Raw genomic sequence first — 19,781 nt, forward strand, 5'->3', positions numbered from 1 at the left:
ATGTCGGGGGGCGATGAGAAGGCCGCGCGCAAGCTGGATCGCCAGCTGTTGCCAGAAAACTACGAGGTCGCGCGCCGTAAGTGGGCGGCGGTGTGCCACGTGGTGGCGGACCATGAAAGCGTGCCTGCCGCGTCGTTGCGTTTTGCGGGCGGCGGCGAGACGCGCGCCGGACCAGACCTGATCAGGGCGCGGCGCTTCAGCTGCTACCTGGCGCTGACAGCGGCCGAGCTGTCCAGCCACGCCCTGGCCAACGTCAGCAAGCTGACGCGCAAAACGATCCGCGAGCACGCGCGGGCGGTCGAAGATAGCCGCGACGATCCAGCGGTGTCGGCGGAGCTGGACGCGTTGACGGCCGAAATTCAGCTTGTCGTCGCGCGCCGCGAGTTCATCGAGCGCCGCCGTCAGGCGATGGTCGACAGCGTAGCGCTGCAGCGCCCCGCCTGGCGCCCAGCTGATCCGGCCTATGACGCCCTGATCGCCGCCTGGGCGCGCGCCGAACGCGCCACTGAAGCCTGGCGGGCGATGCTGGCGGCGGACAACGGGGGGGTAGAGGCGGCGAAACCCTCGCTAACCCCCCCGTCTGATCAAAAAAACGGGGAGGCGGCGCCATGAAGGGCGACCCCACCCTGACCGATATGGACCCGGAGGAAGGCCGTCTGGCGGCCTGCGCCGGCAAGGAACGGTTCACCGATCCGGCCGTCGCGCACGCCGTGGCCAGCCGCAGCAAGTACAAGGCGGCGCAGGTCTTCCGCTGTCCCCACTGTCACGGCCTGCACATCGGCCGCCCGCCCGGCCAGGGCATCAAGCACAAGCGCAAGGGGAAGCGGAAGTGAGCGCCTTGCGAAAGCCGATCGAACATGAAGCGGGCCTGCGCGCCTGGCTGGAATACGTCGCTCAGATGGCGATCGACTGGCTGGATGAGCTGGACGCCGCGTCCGAAGACCTTGAGGACGACGAGGGCGGTGAGGTGCTGCTGTGAGCGCGACGGACCGCATCTACTGGCTGGGCTTTGCGATGATGCTGAGGCAGCAGCTGTTCCTGAGTGCGACGGCCGCCGCGGTGCTGGCGCAGCTTGTTCGGGCGGATGGGAAATCTGTGCGCGGCGACGGCTTCGAGGCGATCGGAAGTTTCGAGGCAAAGACGCTCACCTCCGGCAGCGCTAAGACCGCCGTCGCTTGGGCGCGGGACGCCCTGCTAGACGCCGGTTTGCAGGCGAAGATAATCACCGAGCGCGGCGCGCGGGGCGAAGGTCTCTCGCGGTACCGGCTTGAAGGCGCAGGTTGCCTTAAGGCGTTTGTTGAAGGTGGCGCATGACCTTCACCCCGCGCGAACTCCCGTACCCATGGGACGAGGTGAAGGCCCGCCTGCAGCGCGAGATCTGGCCGTTGCTGGACAAGCTACGTCTGAAGGGCAAGCCCGACCCCGCCGGCCGGATCTGGCCGCTGAACCCGCGCCGCGTCGACAAGAACCCCGGCAGCTTCAACATCGCCACCAAGCCGTTGCGCGGCATGGCCGTGGGTAGCTGGAAGGATTTCGCCAGCGACCAGCAGGGCGACATTTTCGACCTGATCGGCTTCGTTGAAGGCCTGTCGGGCAAGATGGACGTCTATTGGTGGTCGCTGGACTTCCTGGGCTTGGCCAAGGGCGAGGTGCGCACCAAGGAGCAGGCCCAGCTGGACCGCGAGCGCGCCGAACTGGAGCGCATCGCCGCCGCCAAGAAAACCGAAGAAGCCTTGGCCGAGAAATCCGCCCGCCTGTTCAAGCACTGGCTGGGCCTGCCCTCGATCGTCGGCACGGTCGCCGAACGCTACCTGGTCGAGGGGCGCGGCATCGACCTGTCGCGCCTGCATCATCCGCCCGGCGCCCTGCGGTTCAACCCGGCCTGCGATCACATCGACGAGGAAACGGGCGAGGTGACGCGCTGGCCTTGCATGGTCAGCGCGATGACCAAGGGCAAAAGGCTGGTGGCCCTGCACCGCACCTGGTTGCGGCCGGACGGCCTGGCCAAGGCGCCGGTCGTTCCGGCCAAGAAGATGAGCGGCCCGCCCTCGGGATCGGCCATCCGCCTGTCTTCCGGCCCGAGCGGCCTGTCGCCGACCGATGCGGCCAAGCGCGGCCGCGCGGATCCGCTGCTGATCGGGGAGGGGATCGAGACCACCCTGACCGGCGCCGTGGCGCGGCCAGACTATCGCGCCTGGGCGGCGGGCTCGCTGTCGCTGATGGGCCTGCTGGAATGGCCCGACTGTGCGTCGGCGGTCATCCTGTTGCAGGACGCCGACTGGAAGCCAGAGGCGGTCAAGGCCTTTGAAAAGGTCCATGCACATTGGGAAGCCCAGGCCAGAGGGCGCCCGCTGAAAGTAGTGAGGGCTTAGGGTGGGACAGGATTTCAACGATCGCGTGAAGGGCAAGAGCGCCGCCGAGCGCGAGGCCGCGTTGCGCGCCATCGCCACGGACCTTGCGCTGGATGACGTGGATCTGCAGCACCTGCGCGACGCGGCCAAGAACGACCCGATCCCCGGCGCGCCCATGGACATCAACGGCGAGCCGGTCGAGCCGGGCCAATGGCGCGACATGGGCTTTGTCGATCGCATCACCGGCCTGCCGCCGAACTGCCCAGTGACGCCGCTGGGGAAGGCGGGCGATATCGTCTATGTGCTCGACACCCTGGGCGAGGTGGCGACCCTGAAAGCCAGATCCAGCGGCAAGGGGCCGATCGGCTATCTGTTTGGCGGGCGCAGCGGCTATCTGGAATGGGCCTGGCCGCGCTTTGGTAAAGCCGGCAAGAACGGCGTGCGCCCAGTGGTAGGCTGGGAAGCCGACGACGCGCGCCAGGCGCTGGTGGACGCCTGCAGCTGGAAAGGCGTGTTCGATGACGTCGATCGCGTACGCGGGCGTGGGGCCTGGCTGAACAGCGACGGCAGCTTGATCTATCACGCCGGCAACCGCGTGCTGTGGTGTGGACAATGGAAGCACCCGGGCGAGCTGGGCGATTGGGTGTTTCCCGCCCGCACCCCGATCATGGGCCCGCAGCCAGGCGCGGCCGATCCGGGCGAGATCCGCACGCTGCAGGACATGCTGGAAACCTGGAACTGGACGCGGGGCGAGCTGGACGCGCGCCTGTTGCTGGGCTGGATCGCGGCGGCGCTGATCGGCGGCGCCCTGGACTGGCGCCCGATGGTGTTCCTGACCGGCGACGCCGGCACGGGCAAGAGCACGCTGCAGAAGCTGATGGGCGCGGTCATCGGGCGCGGCCTGGTCAGCAGCGTCAACACCACGGGCCCGGCGCTCTATCAGCGCCTGAAACACGACGTCGTCCCGGTTAGCGTCGACGAGCTGGAGAGCGAGGCCGATACGCGCGTCGCCGACGTCGTGATCAAGCTGGTGCGCACGGCCGCCAGCGGCGGCAAGATCAGCCGCGGATCCAGCGACGGCGTGGCGCGCGAATACGAATGCCGCAGCGCCTTCGTCCTTTCGGCCATCAATCACCCGCCCTTGAACGGCCAGGACGAACAGCGCCTGGCGATCCTGGCCTTGCGCCCGATCGAGCGCGCGGCCGTGGATGGCCTGTTCGAGGGCGTGGACCCTCAGCGCATCGGAAAGGCGCTGCTGCGCCGGATGATCGACGGCTGGCCGCGCTGGGCGCGCACGCTGAAGGCCTATCGCAAGGCCCTGATCGAGGTGGGCGGCCACACTGGGCGCAGCGCCGATCAGTTCGGCCCGATGATCGCGGCCTGGCACATCGCCTTGCACGACGAGGAGCCGAGCGCCGAGCTTTTGGACTACTGGGTCAAGGCCCTGGACGTCTCGACGCTGAAGGAAACCAACGGCCAGGCGCCCAACTGGCGTCAATGCCTGAACCACCTGGTGGACGTGCAGCCCGACGCCCTGCGCACCTATGCGAATAAGTCGCTCAGCGGCTACATCGAGCAGTTCCGCGACAAGAACTACCTCGACGACCTGGTAGCGCGCGTGCGGGATCTGGGCTTGGCGATCAGCTTCCCCAAGGGCGCGCCCGATACCTGGGAGAACGCGCGCCTCTTCGTCCCGACCACGCACCCGGAGGTTTCCAAGCTGTTCGCCGGCACGCAATGGGCCGGCCGGCCGGGCGCCGGCGGCGTGTGGGCCTCGGCCCTCCTTCAGGCCCCCAAGGACGTGGCCCAGGCCGGCGTCTGTGGCCGTGGCCTCGATCGCGAGCGCAAGGGCGTGATGATCCAGCTAGCGGCGGTGTTTGGGCCCGGCGGCTAGCCAGCAACAGGCCGCATAGGCCTAAGACAAAAGGAAGTCGCATGACAACGCACGAACAAGAGCTGGAAATAGCGCGCCAGGCGACGCAAGGAACGTGGAAGGCCGAAGGAACGGTTTACGAGCACATGATCTCCGAGCTTCGGGCGGTCGAGCCCGGATCGGAGCGCGGCATTGCCCAGTTCTGGCAACACGCCAATGGATACGCCGACGCCAGGTTCTGCGCCCACTTCAACCCCACCCGTGTCTCCGAGCTGCTGGAGGAGAACGAGAGACTGCGAAAGGAGGCTGAGGGCCGCGCGCGTGCAGACGCCAACTATCGCGCCCGGTGGAAGCGCGACGATCTATTCAGGTCGCTGGATGAAATCAGGCGCCGGTTCGCCGGCCTTCGTCCAGGCGACGCCGAAGAACTAGCCGAGTTGCAATCGCGCTGCCTGATAGCCGAGACCGAACGCGAAGCCGCCGAGGATCGCGCTGCGAGGGCGGAAGAGGCGATGCGTGAAGCGGCTGACGAGCTGAAGATCGCCGCTCGTCAGAACGAGTTGTCGGCGAACATCATGCGCGATCCGGCGCGGACGGGCGGTTGGGTGGGCGCTGAGCGCACGGCGGCGGCCTTTGATCGCCACGGCCTGAAGGTTGCGGCCATTCGTGCCAAGCTTATGCGCGCTATGTCCAAGGCCTTCGCCTAGACCGTATTCCCGCACTCTGAAGCCCACAGACGAGGAGCGGCCAGCCTGGCGCTCGCGAAGCGCGCCAGGCGGTGCGGCCGCGCATCCAGCTGACGCCCGCTTAGAGGGCGCGCTGCAGCGCGCTCCGCTTGCCTGAACCCCGACCCGCTACGCCGTTGCGGTCGGGCCGCCAGGCCCGCTTCTGACCACCTCGCAGGCCCGCACCCAGACCCTGATCGAGACCTATTCACAGGCCTAACCCTCCCCCCACCCTTGCCCGGTTAGCAAGAAAGAAGGCGCAGGACACCATCGAGCGGTCCAACCGGTCCAACCCGAGCACGGTTGGACGCTTTCGCCAGCAGCTTCAACAACTTCACAGCTATCCAACCGTCCAACCGGTCCAACCTCGCGCGCGCGCATGTGAGGAAGGGAAGGGGGTGCAAAATGCTCGCGTGTAGAAGGTAGGCTGGTTGGATCGGTTGGATGGTTGGATAGTCTATAGACCTCTGGAAATGCTCGAAAAAATAGGCAAATCGGTCCAACCTGAGTGCAGTTGGACCGGTTGGACCTTAAATAATGGCCGATTTATTCGATCCACCCGCTCAGACGGGCGTTTTGCCGGCGGCGGGCGCGGCCGTGGGAACGGCGCGGCGAGGCCGCCCCAAGGGTTCGAAGAACAAGCGGGCGGGCGACCTGGCTGGGTTCATCGTGGCCCAGCACGAGGGGCGCACGCCTGGCCAGCAGCTGGCGGCCGTGGCCCTGCCCACGGCCAAGGATCGGCGCGAGGCGAGGGCGCGGGCCCGCGCCCTGGGCGTGGATCCCGAGACCATGGCCATGGTGGTCAAGGCCGAGAAGCTGGCCAGGGCCATGGGCTGGGCTCAACCCGGCTTGCCGGTCCCGGCCCAGGCGCTGCGCGACGCCTGGTCGATCATGTTCGCGGCCTACAAGGAGCTGCTCCCCTACATCCACCAGCGCCTGGCCCCGAAGGAGGCGGACAAGCCCGCCGCCGCCCTGCCGGTGATCATGATGGACGCCGAGCCCGAGGGTGGCGCACTGCCGCCTAGCGCGTTCGGCGAAGGCGAGGAAAATCAAGACCTTATCGAGTTGATCCCCGTTCAACTCTCACAGGCCAACTCTCACGTCATCGAGCAAACCCAAGAGCCGTAAGTCCTTGGGCTAGTTCGGCCGACTGATTGAAAATCAGCTGGCCGACCCTGCAGCGCCTGCGCCTGGCCTGAGAAAAGGCCGACCCTCCCCCCGGTCCCTCGCCCCCCTACCCCCGAAATCGACCCGGCACCCTCAGCCCTAATGGGGGTCTGTCCGGCGGGTACACGCCCTTGAGGCCCAAGCCCCCCGCCTGACGGGTCGCCCGAACATGTCCGCCTCGAAACGGGTCAGGGTCTGGGAAGGCGGCAGGGGTGGCGGAGAGCGTTCAGACGATCGACCTGCGCAACTACGCGGGCCAGGTAGCCAAGGCCTACGAGCACAATCGTGCGCCGGTCTCGGTGATCGTCGGTCCTACGGGTGGGGGGAAGTCCCAGGCCTCGGCCCGGCGCATCCTCCGCGTCGCTCTCATGCAGCACCCTAGTCCCCGCGACGGGATCCGCAAGTGCAAGATTTGCTGCGTGGCGCCGACTTATCGCCAGCTGTGGGACACCGCGATCAAGAGCTATGCCAAGGTGTGGCCGATCAGCTGGGGGAAGTGGAGCGGCGCCAAAGGCGATCCAGCTGACCACGTGTTCGATCTCATGTGGCGGTTCGGATCCGGAGATTCTGAGCCTATCCATATCGAGGTCGAGTTCCGCGCCCTGCGCGACGAGAGCGCTGAAGAGTTCGTGCGCGGCCGGGAGGTCACCGGCTGGTGGATCCCCGAAATGGACACCTTGGCCGCGGAAGACCTTCTGTCTCTGACCAGCAACCGCGTCGGCCGCTATCCCGAGCCCGAGGATCGTTGGGACCCGGAAGAGGCGACCAGGCGCGGATGGCGGCCGGCGTGGAAAGGCGTGTTCGGGGACAGCAACGCCCCGGTGCACGGCAGCTGGTTTCACGACAAATTCTATGTTCGGCGCGAGAACCGCGACGGCTTCTACGTCCAGCCGCCGGGGCTTCTGGGCGACGGGACCACCAACCCGGAAGCCGAAAACCTGCACAATCTGCGCAAGATCGAGGCCGACTATTACCGAAAAATGGCGGCGGATATGTCGGATTACGACATCGCCCGCCTGCTGATGTGCCGCCCAGGTTGGCCGCGCCTGGGCAAGCCCGTGTACATGTCGTTCGCCGACGAGGTCCACGTCGCCAAGGCCCAGCTGGAGCCCGAGCGAGGACGCAAGCTGATCATCGGCGCGGACGCCGGCCAGACCTTCAACTCGGCCGCGACGTTCAGCCAGCTGGCGTGGAGCGGCCAGCGGCGGCTGCTGGCCGAGATCTCGCCCACCGTGCGCAAGATGGACCTTCAGGAGTTCGGCCAGGAGATCCGGCGGATCAAGGACACCGTGTTCCCCATGGTCGACGAGGCGGAAATCTGCGTCGATCCGGCCGCCAAGGCTGGAATGAGCCACAACAAGGCGATCAGCCACGCCCAATACCTTCAGGCCCTGACGGGCATCGCCGTTCGCCTGGCGCCAACCAACAAGCCTGAGCTGCGTATTGGCGTGATCGAGCAGCGCCTGAAACGGATGGTGGGGCCTAGCCAGCCCGCGCTGTTGATCGACCCGCGTTGCAGCGGCGTGATCGCGGCCTACAGCGGCGGCTACCACTACGCCAAGACGGGCAACGTCTATTCGCCCCTGCCGGACAAGAAATCCGAGCATAGCCACATCGCCGACGCCGACCAGTACGCCGAATTGCTGGTCAGCGGCCTGGGCCTGGGCGGCGGCTTTATCCCCCCCTCCGCGCAAGGCCACCAGAATGGCCCTGGTGTGATCCTCGACTAGGGCGAAGACATGAAGGTTCAAGGCGATCCGACCGCGACACCGATCGGCGGCTTTCTGGGCTACGACCTAGCCGCTGGCGTGACGATCTCCGCCGGCCAGACAACGGCGCCGGTCGAAGGCGTCGCCGCGGGCTCGTACCTGCTGGCGATCCTCGCGACGAATTGGAACGGCGCGACGATCAAGCTGAAGTTCCTTGGCCCGGACGGGGTCACCAACATGGACGCCAAGGATGCGGAAGGAAACGCCGCGTCCCTGAGCGCTAACGGCCATCTGGGCGTCGTGGTGGGCGGCAACGCCACCCTTTGCCTAGAGGCGACCGGTGGCGCTCCCACGGGCGTCTATGCGTCGATCAGCTAGGGGGAAGCCGTGCCGCTATCCAAAGCCTATGGCCTGCAGCGGGGATGGCCGATGGCCCCCGGTCTAGGCCCCAACCCCAACAAGGGTGGTGGGGTTCCCTTCGGCGCAGTCTTCATCGGCGGCGTGCCCGTCACCATCAATGGTGTCTATCCCGTCATCGGAGGCAACTAGTGGTCCAGAGCCGATATGACACGAGCGTCGCCGCAGACCGAGCGGCCATCCAGGCAGGCCTGGCGGCGGCCGGTATGGCTACGAGCCTGCGCACCGCCATGGAGACGTGCGCGGCCCGCGCCGACGCCGGAAACCTGCTGACCCGGCCGGTCAATGCTGCGGCGGCGACGGTGACGAGCCCGACGTCGAACCCGTCGACCACGGGCCTGACCAACCTCCTCCCGACCAACTCGGGATGGTTCGCCCGCTACACCGGCAACACGACCGTCGGCAGCAAGGTCATCACCAACCTGACGCGCGTCAGTGGCGACTTCCTGCTGAATTTCGCGCCTGGCATGCCGGTTTCCGAGAACGCGCCGACGAACACCAAGCCGGCCAGTGTTCCGAACGGCACCTTCATCGTCGCGTCTGACAACACAGCTGGCACGCTGACGATGAACAAAGAGGCCCTGGCTACCACCACGGGCGTGACCATCAATATCTTCCCGTCTGGGATCAACATCGTCGGCGGCTACGCCGCCAGCTACTACGGCTCGTTCGCCCCGGCGGGGGCGACGACTGGCAACGGCGTCAATCCTCCGACGGCTGTCGCGCAATACTACATCCCGGTCATCCTCGAATTTGAGACCGACGCGGCCGACCTGAAGCCAGGCTCGACGCAGATCGTCCTCAAGGGCTTCAACAGCAACGCCAACGCCGACTTCCGGTATCGGATCGCGATTAACGGGGCCTATCTGACCAGCGCGCCCCAGCCGTTGGGCGCGACGGGCGACGCCAATTTCTACCTGACCATCACCCTGACCAAGCCAGGGAAAAATCTGGTGCGGATCGAGCTGCCGTCCCTGGCTACGATCAATTCGCTCTGGGTCGCCACGGGGGCGCGTGTCAGCAAGCCGGTCAGGACGCCGGCCGTTTATGCCGCGATCTACACCGACAGCTTCGGCCTGGGCGGCGGCTACAACTTCTGGGCTCCCGCAGGTCGGTCTATCCAACTTTGCGAGATGATGGGGTGGGAACCCCTCCTCGTAGGTGTTAGCGGCACGGGCTACACGGCGGGCAACCTCGTCGGAGCCTATAGCTGGGCCTCGTCGCAGCACCTTGATGACCTCCTGACGCTACCTTGCGGCCCGGTCATCGTTGACGGGTCGATCAATGACGCAACGGCGACGTCGAGTGACATTACGGCGGGGGCGATTGCGACCTTCCAGGGCATCCGCGCTCGCCTGCCTAACGCCCCAATCTACGTGATTGGCGTCACGGCGACGACAGGTATTCCGTTGTCCACGACCAGGGCTCAAGAAGCCGCCATTCTCTCGGCCATCAACACTGTCGCCGACGACAATATGTGGTGGATACCGGTTTCAAGCGATCCGGCTGGGCCGTGGCAGACGCCCAACGTCAACACGACCTTCGCCGGGGGCGGCTACTCCAACGGCGCGGCGTTTACCGGATCGGTCTCGGGTCAGGTTCTGACGGTCTCGGCCATGACGACCGGGACCATCTTGGAGGGGCAGACAATCAGCTTCACGGGCATCACCGGGTCGCCGAAGATCACCCTCAACGGCACCGGAACCGGGCAGACCGGGACCTATGGCTTGAGCATCGATCAGGGGACCATCAGCTCTCGGGCTATGCAGTCCGGCGACACGGCGCACCCGGCCGACAACTTTACCAACTGCAACGCCTCGCAGAACCTGGCGTCGCGGGAGGCGGCTGCGATCCGCGCGCTGTTGCCGCAGTTGCGGCGCTAGATCACCACTGACGGTTCGCGAAGCAGTCGTCGCATTCCTGATCGGGGTTATGGGGGCATCCGCGCGATCTGCGCTGGATCTCCGCCCATAGCCGCGACCACCATCCACGCTTCTCGGGTGTCGGCTTAGTGGTGTCGCTCATGGGTCGCGCCTTCCAGTTGCCCGCATAAACCATACGCTTTACTATAGACAGTACGGTTTATGCGTTGCAACGGGGCGCTGTTTTGACAGACATTACGATACGGTTTAGTCCGCGCCCTATGGGCCGCCCCAAACTCCCAATCAAGTCGACGCAGGTCCAGTTGGGCGCGGGGCAGGCTGAGCGTATTGACGCGCTCGTTGGGCAAAAGCGCCGGTCGAAGTTCATCCGCGACGCGATTGACGAGAAGCTGGCGCGTGAAGCGCCGGACGCGGGCAATGGCGACAGTTCCAGCGGGTCATAGACCCCACCACCCCTACTTCAAGTGTGGGGGTCTTCCCTCCCGACTGGCACGGGATTTGAGTCCGAAAGTTGCTTGTGGCCCTCCGTTCAACCGACGGAGTGCCAGAAATGCACACTTTCAGCGAAGCCGCCGCCTCCTACGTCCAGCACGGCGGAGAGGCGCGGTACCTCCGGCGCCTGCTGGAGCGCTTCGGCGACCAGGATGTGGCGACCATCACGCCCATGGCCGTGCGGAACGCGGCGCTGGAGATCTATCCGGACGCCTCGCCCGCGACCCGCAACCGCCATGTGATCACCCCGGCGCGCGCCGTGCTCTATCACGCGCACGAGCTGGGCTGGCGCATGCCGGCGAGGATCCGGCTGTTCCGGGCGACCAAGACCCGCAAAACCGTCCCCGCGGGCCGTCGCTGGCTGGAGACCTTCGTCGACCGCTGCGACGCCGACGGCCTGGCGCACTTGGCCGCGCTGGTCTTGTTCATGAACCTGACGGGCGCGCGGGTCTCCGAAGCCATCGCGCTCACCGGCGAGCATGTAGATCTGCGCCAGCGGACGGCGATGCTGGTCAAGACCAAGACCGACGTCATGAGCCTGCGCTATCTGCCCGACCACCTGGTGGAGCGGATCCGCGATCTGGATCCGCGCCCAGGCGAGCGGGTGTTCCGCTATACCTCGCGGTTCTCGGTCAACGAACGGATCAAGGCGGTCTGTGAGCGGGCGGGCCTGCCCTACAAGTCCTCGCACACCGTCGGCCGCCATGCCTTCGCGACCAACGCGCTGAACGCCGGGGTGAGCGTCCGCGTCGCCATGGACGCCGGCGGCTGGAAATCGTCAGCCGTGTTCCTCGAAACCTACGCCCATACGATCAACGCCGGGCGAACCGTGGCGGCTCGCTTCAATGCCATCCACGAGCAAGATCAATGCTAGGGCGTCCTAACCCCCCCGCCTTCCTTCTCGCCCCAATGTGGCGGCATGAGCTTCTTCCGCACACCCAAGCCGCCCGCGCCGGTGACGCCGCCCAACCCGGCGGACACGGAGAACCGCGTCCAGGATGAGCGCAAACGCCGCCTGGCAGCCGGCGGACGCAACGCGACCACCACGACCACGGCCCTGGGCGCCATGGCGGCCAGCAGCACGCCCCGCAACACCTTGACCGGCCTGAACGGCTAGGGAGCGCGCCATGGCGGCTGAGTGGAAGGCGATCCGGCGCAATTTCGAACACCTGCAGAGCCTGCGCTCGATCCGCGACGCGGAGATGCAGCAGGTCGCCGACGTGTTCATGCCGCGCAAGTCGTTCATCTGCACGCCAGTGCCTGGCCAGTTGCGGCCCAGGATGGTCACAAGCAGCAAGCCGATCGCGATCTTCAACAAGAGCCACGCCATGTTGGCGGGTTTCCTATTCGATCCGACCCGCCCGAACGTGAACCCCAACACCGCCCGCGGCCTGATCCAGGCCGGGCGCCGAAGCGAGCTGGACGCCGAGAGCGCAGACTACATCACCAACCTGAGCTGGCAGGTTCATGACCGCATGATGCTGCCGGCCGCGCGCTTCCTGGCGACGCTGGCGCGGGTGTGTCAGGAACTGGTCGGCTTCGGCACCGCCGTGGCCTGGGTCGGCCGCCAGCGCGGCTTCGGCCCGGTCTACATGGCCCGTCCGTTACGCAGCTGTTGGATCGCCGAGAACGACGAGGGCGTGGTCGACACCCTCTATTTCCGCTGGTCCATGCCGGCCTGGAAGGTTGTGACGAAGTACCCAAAGGCCGCCGAGATCCAGAAGATCAAGGAGCTGGCCGAGGATCCGCAGCGCTGGCAAACGCCTATCACCCTGTTGCATGCGGTCGAACCGCGCCAGGGCGGAGTGATGCGGGGCGTCGCCACCAACATGCCATTCGCCAGCGTGGTCATCGCTGTCGATTATGACGAGGCCGTGCTCGAAGAGAGCGGCTTCAACAGCTTTCCGTTCGCGGTCCCGCGCCTGGGCGTGGAAGAGGGGAGCGCCTACGGCACCGGCCTGGCCTGGCGCGGCCTGCCCACGGCCCTGGTAATGAACGAGTTGCAGCGTGGGATCGAGAAGGCCGTCTCTGGCCGGGTCGATCCGCCGATGTTCGCCCCGGCCCGCTTCCTGTCCAAGGCGCTCGATCGCCGACCAGGCGCGGTGAACTACTACGACGAGACCGGCCTGGGTTTCCAGAACCTGCGCGACGCGATCCAGTACATGCAGCAGGGCGGCGACGTCGGTATTGGCGTCGAGTACATGAACATGCTGGCGGGAGACCTTGACGAGGTGTTCCTGACGGACGGCCTCAAGCTGCGCGACAACGGCGACGTCACGGCCGAAGAGATCATCGAGCGCCGCCAGCGCCTGATCCGTTCGATGGTGGCCTATGTGCCAAACGTCGATCGCGATCTGATGAGCGTGACGGCGGATCGCACCCTGACGATCTTGGGCGAAGAGGACATGATCGCGCCGCCGCCCGAGCAGCTCAGCGAAATTGATGTGGATTGGGACTATGCCGGCCCGCTGGCTATCGCCCAGCAGCAAGGCCAGGTCGATACGTTCCGCCAACTGCTGAACCTCGCCGGCCAGGCCGCCAATATCGACCCCAGCAGCACGGCGGTTTTGGCGCTGGAAGAAGGCCTGCGCGCCTGCGCCGAAGCCCTGGCGGCCCCCGCCGGCATGCTGCGCAGCCGTGTCGAGGTCGAGCAGTTGCGCCAGCAGCAGGCCGAGGCGGCCCAGGCCGAACGCGAGGCCGCGCTTGCGGCCCAGGCCGGCGCGGCGTTCCGCGACGCGGCCCAGGGCGCCAACACGTTGGCGGCGGCCGATCAGATGCAGCGCGGCGAAGCGAGAGCGGCCTGACATGCAGGATATCGAGACGCGATCGGCAGTCGACCAGCTGCGCCGAAATGACAGCCCCGCCTTGCGGGCCGCGTTCGCGCGCATCCCCCGCGCCGCCCTTCTCGCCATCCTGAATATCGCCGGGATCGGCAGCCGCTTGCCGTCAAACCTCAGCCCGGAAGCCTGCGCCTACGAAAATGGCATGCGGGCTATGGCGCTGGAAATCCTGACCCGCGCGGGGTTCGACATTCCGTCGATCCTGGGCGCGGCCATCACGGGTCATCTGGAAGGAGATCACCATGACCGACACGACGGGCACGCCCCCATCCTCGACGACGACGCCGCCTCCTATGGACGGAACGACGAGTACTGACCCCGCCGGCGCCGGCGGCGGCGAGGCCAAGTCCTGGCTGGAGCAGCTTCCCGAGGGGATGCGCGCCGACAAGAACCTGGCGAAGTACGAAAGCCTGGAGGCGTTCGCCTCGGGGCACCTGAACGCGCTGAAGCGTTTCGGGAAAGACCCCAACAGCCTGGTCGAGGTTCCCAGCAAGCCCGACGATGAAAAGGCCTGGGGCGACCTGTGGGGCAAGCTCGGGCGCCCCGAAGCACCGGAAGGCTACCAGCTGCAGCTGGCCGAGGGCGCGTCGGAAGACGACAAGGCGTTCGTCGAGGGCTTCCGAGCGGTCGCGTTCAAGGCCGGGATGACCCAGACGCAGATGGCTGCTGCTATCGGCTATCTCAACGAAGTGACCGGGAAAGCCGGCGAGGCCGCCGCGGCCCATGCCGAGGCCGCCGCTGCTGAGACCACCAAGACCCTGAAGGCCGAGTGGGGCGACAAGTACGACGTCTACAGCAAGGAAATCCCCAAGCTGATCGAGGACCTGGGCGGCAAGGAAGCCGTCGAGGCGCTGAACCAGGAGGGCATGGGCAATAGCCCCACGCTGCTGAAGATCTTCGCCAAGTTCGCGGACCTGCGCGCCGAACACGGCAAGCTGCCCGGCGGTGGCGGCGGCGAAACCGAAACGGTGAATACGCCCTACCAGGCGCAGATGAAGCTGGCCCAGCTGCATGGCGACCAGGCCAAGGCGAAGGCCCTGCAGGACAAGAACGACCCCTTGCACAAGGCGGTCATGAAGGAACGCGAGGACCTTCTGAAGCAGGCCTACCCTGCCGGCCAGTAAGCCGGGACGTTGACGACGAGGGCAAATCAGTTCAGCCCTCGTCGTACTCGCCCGACCGTTGGACACCCGGCCACGCCGGCCCATCAGGAGGCGACGCCCTAGCGGGCGTTAATCGCGAGGCTCGCGCCCGGACACGAAGCCGGGGACCGCTGCCGATCAAACCCTTCAATTTTGGTCGAGCCGTCGCGCGTCTGCGCGAGGCCTAGCGGGAGAGCCAGTCATGGCCGCCGAAGACACCATTCCGAACCACTACGTTCAGGGTTTCCGCGCGAACCTGAACCTGCTGCCGCAGCAGATGGAAAACCGCCTGCTGGGCGCCGTGGACACCGACCTGGCCTATAGCGAGCCGGGCACCAGCTTCAACTGCGATGACATCGGCGCCAGCACCCCGGCGCCCGTGACGACGCGCGTGCCGGATAGCCCAGGCGGCTTCCTGGAACAGATCCGCCGTGGCGGCCACTTCGAGGCCTTCTCGGACGGCAAGTTCATCGACAACCGCGACAAGGCTCGCGAGCTGGCCGACCCGAGCAATCCGACCATGCGGTCGATGATGGCCGGCAAGGCCCGCTACATGGAAGACAAGATCATCGACACGATCTTCGGCACCACGTTTTCGGGCCAGAACCTGACGACGCCGAACACCTTCCCGGCCGCCCAAGTCATCGCTGTCAACGACCGCCAGAACCTGCACGACGCCGAGAACGTTCCTGCGTCGGGCAACCTGGGCCTGACGATCGGCAAGATCATCACCGCCAGCGCCATGCTGGACCGCAGCGAGCTGGACGGCGAGCGCTACTTCTCCTGGACCTCGTATGAAAAGGCGCAACTGCTGGCCAGCACCCCGGCCACCAGCGGCGACTACAATACGATCAAGGCCCTGGTGAACGGCCAGATCGACAGCTTCTATGGCTTCAAGTTCATCCGTACCGAGCGCATGCCGGTGTCGTCGAGCATCACCGACTGCGCCGCCTGGGTGAAGCCGGCGATCCAGTATCGCGCCCGCGAGATCATCACGGCCAAGATCACCCAGCGCGAAGACAAGTCCTTCCGTTGGTACGCCTACTACGAGACCGAGCACGCCGGCGCCCGTCGCTACGACAACGCCGTGGTCAAGGTCCGCTGCGACCGCACCGCCCAGGCGAACGCCTAATCCTCCCCGACTGGCCGGCCCTTAGCGGGTCGGCCGCCTCTTTCGGACTTGGGCGATAGCCCCACCGGCCATCCGGTGAACCTCGAAGGGTCAAGACGATGACCAAGTACTACGGCTCTCTGGTCGGCACGCCCAAGCGCGCGACGCCGCCGGCCCTGATCTCCTACGCGCTGGAAAATTCCAGCGACAAGATCCTGGTGCGCGACACCATCGAACTGGCCGCCGCCGCGGCGACCGATACCGTCTCCCTGGTCTTCCTGCCCTGGGAAACGGTCCTGGCCCCGTCCTCGGCCTTCTATTTCGACGACCTGGGAACGGGCACCACGCTGTCGATCGGTGACGTGACCTATCCGACCGCCCTGTGTAACGCCCAGGACGTCGCCACGGCGGCGGGTTCGGCGCTGGTCATGAAGTCGGTGGACATCGCCAACTACTTCAAACCGCTCTGGCAGATGCTCGGCTACGCCAGTCTCGCCGCCGCCCAGGCCGTTGGCAGTCGTTGCGAACTGCTGGCCACGGTCGGCGCGGCGGCCGCAACCGGCACCCTGACCTGGCAGATCGCGGGCACCCCCCGCTAACACCCTTCGCCCGGCGCGCCGCGTCGCTCTCAACTTCGCGAACGCCGGGTGAACAGCGGGCGGGCTCTCCTTCCAGGGCCCGCCCGCCTCCGTTTCGGATCTCTCGAAAGGCGCGGCCATGGCCAGCAAAATGTCCATCGTCAATCAGGCCCTGGCGCTGCTGGGGCAGGATCCGACCGAGACCCTCGTCCTGCAGGACGCCAAGGCGCCAACGCGGCGCTTGTTGGTCTTTGTCGACCAGGCCCTGGACGAAGTGCTGACCTATCATCACTGGACCGATGCAACCCGCCATCCGCAACTGTCCGCCGTCGCCCCGGCGGACGGCGATGCGGACTGGAAATATCCCTACGTCTACAAACTGCCCACGTCGGTGTTGCGGGTGCTGGGCGTCGAAGGCTGCCACCCCTGGCAGGTAGCGACCCGCGTTAATAGCGGCGCCGAGGAACGCGTGATCCGCAGCGCGGATCCGGGGCCGCTCAAGCTGACCTGTATCATTCGCATCGACTACCCATCGGTTCCCACGCATCTGATTACGGCGCTCGCCACCACCCTGGCCGCCCTGAGCTGCTACGCCGTCACCGGCGACAACGCTAAGGCTGACGCCCTGGCGAAGGCCGCCCAGGACCGCCTGATCATGGCGCTAGGCAAGGACGCCTCGCAGGAGGGCGGACAGCCGCCGCTGTTTGAGGACCGTTTCGCCCAGCTGCGCGCCTCGGCCGGCTAACCCCCCCGTCGTCGCTCGCGCGTGAAGCTGACGGCATGGCGACGCAGATTGGCTTCAAGACCCGGTTCAACAGCGGCGAGCTCGCGGAAGACTTTTGGTCATCCAGCGACCTGGAGCAGCACGCCAATGGCTGCGCCTTGGGTCGCAACTTCATTGCGCGGGCGACAGGACCGCTTGGCCGCCGGCCGGGTTTCTGGTGGGTTGACGCTCCGGTCTACCGCGACGCCTTCGCTCGCCAAATCCCCTTCGTGCGATCGGTGGACGACGCCTATGCACTGGACTTTGGGCCTGGCTATTTCCGCGTCCGACGCGCGGACGGCGAATATTTCGGGGTCGAACTCGCATCGCCCTTTATGAACGGCGATCTTCAGGGCCTGCGCTGGCGCCAGACCGGCGACATGCTGGTGTTCTTTCACAAGGACGGCCGCCGGCCCAAGCGCCTACTGCGCCTGAACGCGGAAGCCACGGCGTGGTCCTGGGCCGACTACGAGTTCGAGAATGGACCCTGGCGCGCCGAGAACACCGACGAGGCCGTGACCATCCAGGCCAGCGATATTTCCGGCTCCGTGGTCCTGACCGCTTCCTCGAGCGTGTTCGATCCCGGTATGGTCGGCACGCAATTTCGCCTGCGCGCAGCCACGGGAACGCCCGGCATTAAGACCTGGCAGGCCGATTGGGACCCGCGCGACAACGAGCTGGTCAACAGCAACGGCCGCATCTATCGCAACGCCGACACGATTGGCAGCACGATCAAGACCGGAAACACGCCGCCGATCCATGATCGAGGCACGGTCAGCGACGGCGTGATCAACTGGCAGTACGTCCACGACGGCGCTGGCGTGGTGCGCATAGACACCGTCATCAGCCCAACCCAGGCCCAGGCTAGCGTCCTGCGCACTCTGCCCACCACGGGCAACGCCAATCATGAACTGGCGGCCTTGAGCGGCATCGCCTTTCCCGCGACTAGCCTCTGGGCCGAGGCCGCCTATAGCGACTATCGCGGCTGGCCTACGGCGTGGCCCGACTTTCGCGAAGAACGCCTCGTGGTCGGCGGGGGGCGCAGCGAGCCCGACAAGTTCGATGCGACGCGCACGGCCGGGTTCGACACGGTCAAGGCCGACTTCACGCCGGGCCTGGGCACGGGACGCGTGGTCGATGACGACGCGGTGCGCAATTTCTGTGGCGATGTCAGCGCCCAGGTCAGTTGGTTCATTTCGGCCGCTCGCCTGCTGGCCGGAACCCACGCGACCGAAAACGTGTTGGGCGGCGGCACGCTGGACGATCCGCTGACGCCCAGCTCGGGCCGCGCGCGGACGCTGAGCGGCTTCGGCTCGAAGGACGCCGCGCCCGTGCGGGCGGGGAACACGGTCCTGTACCTGACGCGGGGCGGAGCCTTGCGCGAGCTGAACGTCAGCTCTGATCTGCAGACGGGCGCTGGTCCTGGCGACCTGTCGTTCATCGCCAGCCACGTCGTCGCGCGCGACATGGTCGAATTGGCCTGGACGGGCGATCCCTACAACGTGCTGTGGGCGAGGCTGGCGGACGGCGGCCTGGCCTCGTTCACCTATCATCGCGAACAGCGGGTGTATGCTTGGACCACCCACGAACTGGCCGGCGGCTGGAAGGTCGAGGCAATCGCCTCTCTTCCGGCCCCGAGCGGCCGGGACACGCTGTGGATCAATGCCTGGCGCATCAAGGAAGGTGTAGAGCAGCGGGGCATCATGATGCTGTCCGCGCCCGAGGACGGCATTCGTCTGGACGCGGCCGAGCGCTATATCGGCGACCCGGCCAACGCCGTGGCCGGTCTGGATCACCTTGAGGGCGAAGAGGTGTCGGTCAAGGCGCGCACCGGTCCTGGCGGCTATGTCGAATATCGCAAGCTGGTGGTCTCTGGCGGGGTCGTGACGCTTCCCAACGAAGACGAGTTCGAAGAGATCCTGGTCGGTCTGCCCTATCGGTCGCGGTATGAAAGCTTGCCGCTGGACTTGCAGGGCCCGGCGACGTCGCAGGGCCGCAAGCAGCGCGTCACCAAGATGAAGGTGATCATGCGCGGCGTGAATGGCCGCGCCGGCGTTAGCGTCGATGGCGAGGACGGGATCCTGGACGAGTTCCAGCACCGCCGACCTGACGACTTGGAGCAAGTCCCCGAACGCCGGCTGGTAGCTGAGGTCCGCACGGACAGCGGTATTGGCGATGATCCGCGTCTGGTTATCGAGTGCGACAGCGTTTTTGACCTGGTGATCTACGCCTTGAGGCCCAAAGAGGTGGTCAATGATTGATCCGGTTGACATTGGACGTCCCGGAAATGTGTTGGGGCATGTCCGGCGCTATGGTGACGACCGGGTCATCCGTATCGGCCGCGCTCGCGATGGTGATGAGGCGCTGTTCACGCCGCGCGCTGATTTTGCGGCTGACTTCGCATCGGAAGGGGCGCTGCTCCCCGACGGTCTTCGCTGGACCGTCGAAACCGGCTGGGGCAGGCGCGAGGTGCTTGGCATGGGCGGCTTGGCGCCGCTGGGCGGTCGGCGCTGGGGCGTCTGGGCGCTCATGTCTGATCTGACCCCAAGGCAATGGCTGCTGGCCGGCTGGGCCGCGCATGCCGTGCTCACCTGGGCAACCACGGCAAACACCATTTTTGAGAGGCCGACCTTCCAGGCCGTCCCCGCGCCGACGCCGGAAGCGGTGCGACTGTTGAAGCGGATCGGGTTCGTGGACGTCGGCGAAGCCTACATGATTTGGGAGGGATAA

Annotated in this window: 21 protein-coding genes; all 21 read left to right on the plus strand. The window is 66.4% G+C overall.

Annotated features, from left to right (window positions below; all coding sequences use genetic code 11):
- Entirely contained in the window at positions 1-612 is a 612-nt protein-coding gene (locus CSW60_RS18520) for a hypothetical protein (protein ID WP_099538647.1), read from the plus strand.
- A complete protein-coding gene (locus CSW60_RS18525) occupies positions 609-833 on the plus strand; it encodes a hypothetical protein (RefSeq protein WP_099538648.1) in 225 nt (74 codons plus the stop codon). Before CSW60_RS18520 ends, CSW60_RS18525 begins: the two co-directional genes overlap by 4 nt.
- Entirely contained in the window at positions 830-979 is a 150-nt protein-coding gene (locus CSW60_RS23525) for a hypothetical protein (protein WP_161495662.1), read from the plus strand. Before CSW60_RS18525 ends, CSW60_RS23525 begins: the two co-directional genes overlap by 4 nt.
- Entirely contained in the window at positions 976-1,314 is a 339-nt protein-coding gene (locus CSW60_RS18530) for a hypothetical protein (RefSeq protein ID WP_099538649.1), read from the plus strand. The genes CSW60_RS23525 and CSW60_RS18530 overlap by 4 nt, the downstream gene beginning before the upstream one ends.
- Positions 1,311-2,372, plus strand: a complete 1,062-nt coding sequence (locus CSW60_RS18535) for a toprim domain-containing protein (protein ID WP_099538650.1) — start codon at positions 1,311-1,313, stop codon at positions 2,370-2,372. The genes CSW60_RS18530 and CSW60_RS18535 overlap by 4 nt, the downstream gene beginning before the upstream one ends.
- Position 2,373: 1 nt before the next feature.
- The gene (locus tag CSW60_RS18540; RefSeq protein ID WP_099538651.1) at positions 2,374-4,245 is read left to right on the plus strand and encodes a hypothetical protein; all 1,872 of its coding nucleotides are present in this window, start codon (positions 2,374-2,376) and stop codon (positions 4,243-4,245) included.
- A 41-nt stretch (positions 4,246-4,286) separates the two neighbouring features.
- Positions 4,287-4,931: a hypothetical protein gene (locus CSW60_RS18545; RefSeq protein WP_143324211.1), complete on the plus strand. Its 645-nt coding sequence runs from the start codon at positions 4,287-4,289 to the stop codon at positions 4,929-4,931.
- A 555-nt stretch (positions 4,932-5,486) separates the two neighbouring features.
- Positions 5,487-6,077: a hypothetical protein gene (locus tag CSW60_RS18550; RefSeq protein ID WP_143324212.1), complete on the plus strand. Its 591-nt coding sequence runs from the start codon at positions 5,487-5,489 to the stop codon at positions 6,075-6,077.
- 251 nt (positions 6,078-6,328) lie between these two features.
- Positions 6,329-7,846: a hypothetical protein gene (locus tag CSW60_RS18555; RefSeq protein ID WP_099538654.1), complete on the plus strand. Its 1,518-nt coding sequence runs from the start codon at positions 6,329-6,331 to the stop codon at positions 7,844-7,846.
- 9 nt (positions 7,847-7,855) lie between these two features.
- Positions 7,856-8,203 carry a hypothetical protein gene (locus CSW60_RS18560; RefSeq protein WP_099538655.1) on the plus strand — a complete coding sequence of 116 codons (348 nt, stop codon included), beginning with the start codon at positions 7,856-7,858 and terminating at the stop codon, positions 8,201-8,203.
- A 245-nt stretch (positions 8,204-8,448) separates the two neighbouring features.
- Positions 8,449-10,125 (plus strand): SGNH/GDSL hydrolase family protein, encoded by a 1,677-nt coding sequence (locus CSW60_RS18565; RefSeq protein WP_099538656.1) that lies wholly within the window; start codon positions 8,449-8,451, stop codon positions 10,123-10,125.
- 550 nt (positions 10,126-10,675) lie between these two features.
- Entirely contained in the window at positions 10,676-11,491 is an 816-nt protein-coding gene (locus tag CSW60_RS18575; RefSeq protein ID WP_099538658.1) for a tyrosine-type recombinase/integrase, read from the plus strand.
- 45 nt (positions 11,492-11,536) lie between these two features.
- Positions 11,537-11,734 (plus strand): hypothetical protein, encoded by a 198-nt coding sequence (locus CSW60_RS18580; protein WP_099538659.1) that lies wholly within the window; start codon positions 11,537-11,539, stop codon positions 11,732-11,734.
- 10 nt (positions 11,735-11,744) lie between these two features.
- The gene (locus tag CSW60_RS18585) at positions 11,745-13,421 is read left to right on the plus strand and encodes a portal protein (protein ID WP_099538660.1); all 1,677 of its coding nucleotides are present in this window, start codon (positions 11,745-11,747) and stop codon (positions 13,419-13,421) included.
- Between the two features lies 1 nt (position 13,422).
- Positions 13,423-13,773 (plus strand): hypothetical protein, encoded by a 351-nt coding sequence (locus CSW60_RS18590; protein ID WP_099538661.1) that lies wholly within the window; start codon positions 13,423-13,425, stop codon positions 13,771-13,773.
- The gene (locus CSW60_RS18595) at positions 13,700-14,581 is read left to right on the plus strand and encodes a hypothetical protein (RefSeq protein ID WP_143324213.1); all 882 of its coding nucleotides are present in this window, start codon (positions 13,700-13,702) and stop codon (positions 14,579-14,581) included. The genes CSW60_RS18590 and CSW60_RS18595 overlap by 74 nt, the downstream gene beginning before the upstream one ends.
- Before the next feature lie 220 nt (positions 14,582-14,801).
- On the plus strand, positions 14,802-15,731 hold the full coding sequence (locus tag CSW60_RS18600; protein ID WP_099538663.1) for a phage capsid protein: 930 nt from the start codon (positions 14,802-14,804) through the stop codon (positions 15,729-15,731).
- A gap of 98 nt (positions 15,732-15,829) precedes the next feature.
- Positions 15,830-16,309 (plus strand): hypothetical protein, encoded by a 480-nt coding sequence (locus CSW60_RS18605; RefSeq protein WP_099538664.1) that lies wholly within the window; start codon positions 15,830-15,832, stop codon positions 16,307-16,309.
- Between the two features lie 118 nt (positions 16,310-16,427).
- On the plus strand, positions 16,428-17,033 hold the full coding sequence (locus CSW60_RS18610; RefSeq protein WP_099538665.1) for a hypothetical protein: 606 nt from the start codon (positions 16,428-16,430) through the stop codon (positions 17,031-17,033).
- Positions 17,034-17,068: 35 nt separating this feature from the next.
- Positions 17,069-19,312 (plus strand): hypothetical protein, encoded by a 2,244-nt coding sequence (locus CSW60_RS18615; protein ID WP_099538666.1) that lies wholly within the window; start codon positions 17,069-17,071, stop codon positions 19,310-19,312.
- The gene (locus tag CSW60_RS18620) at positions 19,305-19,781 is read left to right on the plus strand and encodes a hypothetical protein (RefSeq protein WP_143324214.1); all 477 of its coding nucleotides are present in this window, start codon (positions 19,305-19,307) and stop codon (positions 19,779-19,781) included. The genes CSW60_RS18615 and CSW60_RS18620 overlap by 8 nt, the downstream gene beginning before the upstream one ends.

The organism is Caulobacter sp. X (assembly GCF_002742635.1).
Lineage (GTDB): Bacteria > Pseudomonadota > Alphaproteobacteria > Caulobacterales > Caulobacteraceae > Caulobacter.

Excerpts from the sequence above, each read along its gene's own strand:
- CSW60_RS18585 (WP_099538660.1), top strand. The coding sequence starts at position 11,745 with ATGGCGGCTGAGTGGAAGGCGATCCGGCGCAATTTCGAACACCTGCAG.
- CSW60_RS18525 (WP_099538648.1), top strand. The coding sequence starts at position 609 with ATGAAGGGCGACCCCACCCTGACCGATATGGACCCGGAGGAAGGCCGT.
- CSW60_RS18600 (WP_099538663.1), top strand. The coding sequence starts at position 14,802 with ATGGCCGCCGAAGACACCATTCCGAACCACTACGTTCAGGGTTTCCGC.
- CSW60_RS18560 (WP_099538655.1), top strand. The coding sequence starts at position 7,856 with ATGAAGGTTCAAGGCGATCCGACCGCGACACCGATCGGCGGCTTTCTG.
- CSW60_RS18620 (WP_143324214.1), top strand. The coding sequence starts at position 19,305 with ATGATTGATCCGGTTGACATTGGACGTCCCGGAAATGTGTTGGGGCAT.
- CSW60_RS18605 (WP_099538664.1), top strand. The coding sequence starts at position 15,830 with ATGACCAAGTACTACGGCTCTCTGGTCGGCACGCCCAAGCGCGCGACG.
- CSW60_RS18545 (WP_143324211.1), top strand. The coding sequence starts at position 4,287 with ATGACAACGCACGAACAAGAGCTGGAAATAGCGCGCCAGGCGACGCAA.
- CSW60_RS18580 (WP_099538659.1), top strand. The coding sequence starts at position 11,537 with ATGAGCTTCTTCCGCACACCCAAGCCGCCCGCGCCGGTGACGCCGCCC.
- CSW60_RS18610 (WP_099538665.1), top strand. The coding sequence starts at position 16,428 with ATGGCCAGCAAAATGTCCATCGTCAATCAGGCCCTGGCGCTGCTGGGG.
- CSW60_RS18565 (WP_099538656.1), top strand. The coding sequence starts at position 8,449 with ATGGCTACGAGCCTGCGCACCGCCATGGAGACGTGCGCGGCCCGCGCC.
- CSW60_RS18590 (WP_099538661.1), top strand. The coding sequence starts at position 13,423 with ATGCAGGATATCGAGACGCGATCGGCAGTCGACCAGCTGCGCCGAAAT.
- CSW60_RS18550 (WP_143324212.1), top strand. The coding sequence starts at position 5,487 with ATGGCCGATTTATTCGATCCACCCGCTCAGACGGGCGTTTTGCCGGCG.
- CSW60_RS18595 (WP_143324213.1), top strand. The coding sequence starts at position 13,700 with ATGACCGACACGACGGGCACGCCCCCATCCTCGACGACGACGCCGCCT.
- CSW60_RS18535 (WP_099538650.1), top strand. The coding sequence starts at position 1,311 with ATGACCTTCACCCCGCGCGAACTCCCGTACCCATGGGACGAGGTGAAG.
- CSW60_RS18575 (WP_099538658.1), top strand. The coding sequence starts at position 10,676 with ATGCACACTTTCAGCGAAGCCGCCGCCTCCTACGTCCAGCACGGCGGA.
- CSW60_RS18520 (WP_099538647.1), top strand. The coding sequence starts at position 1 with ATGTCGGGGGGCGATGAGAAGGCCGCGCGCAAGCTGGATCGCCAGCTG.
- CSW60_RS18615 (WP_099538666.1), top strand. The coding sequence starts at position 17,069 with ATGGCGACGCAGATTGGCTTCAAGACCCGGTTCAACAGCGGCGAGCTC.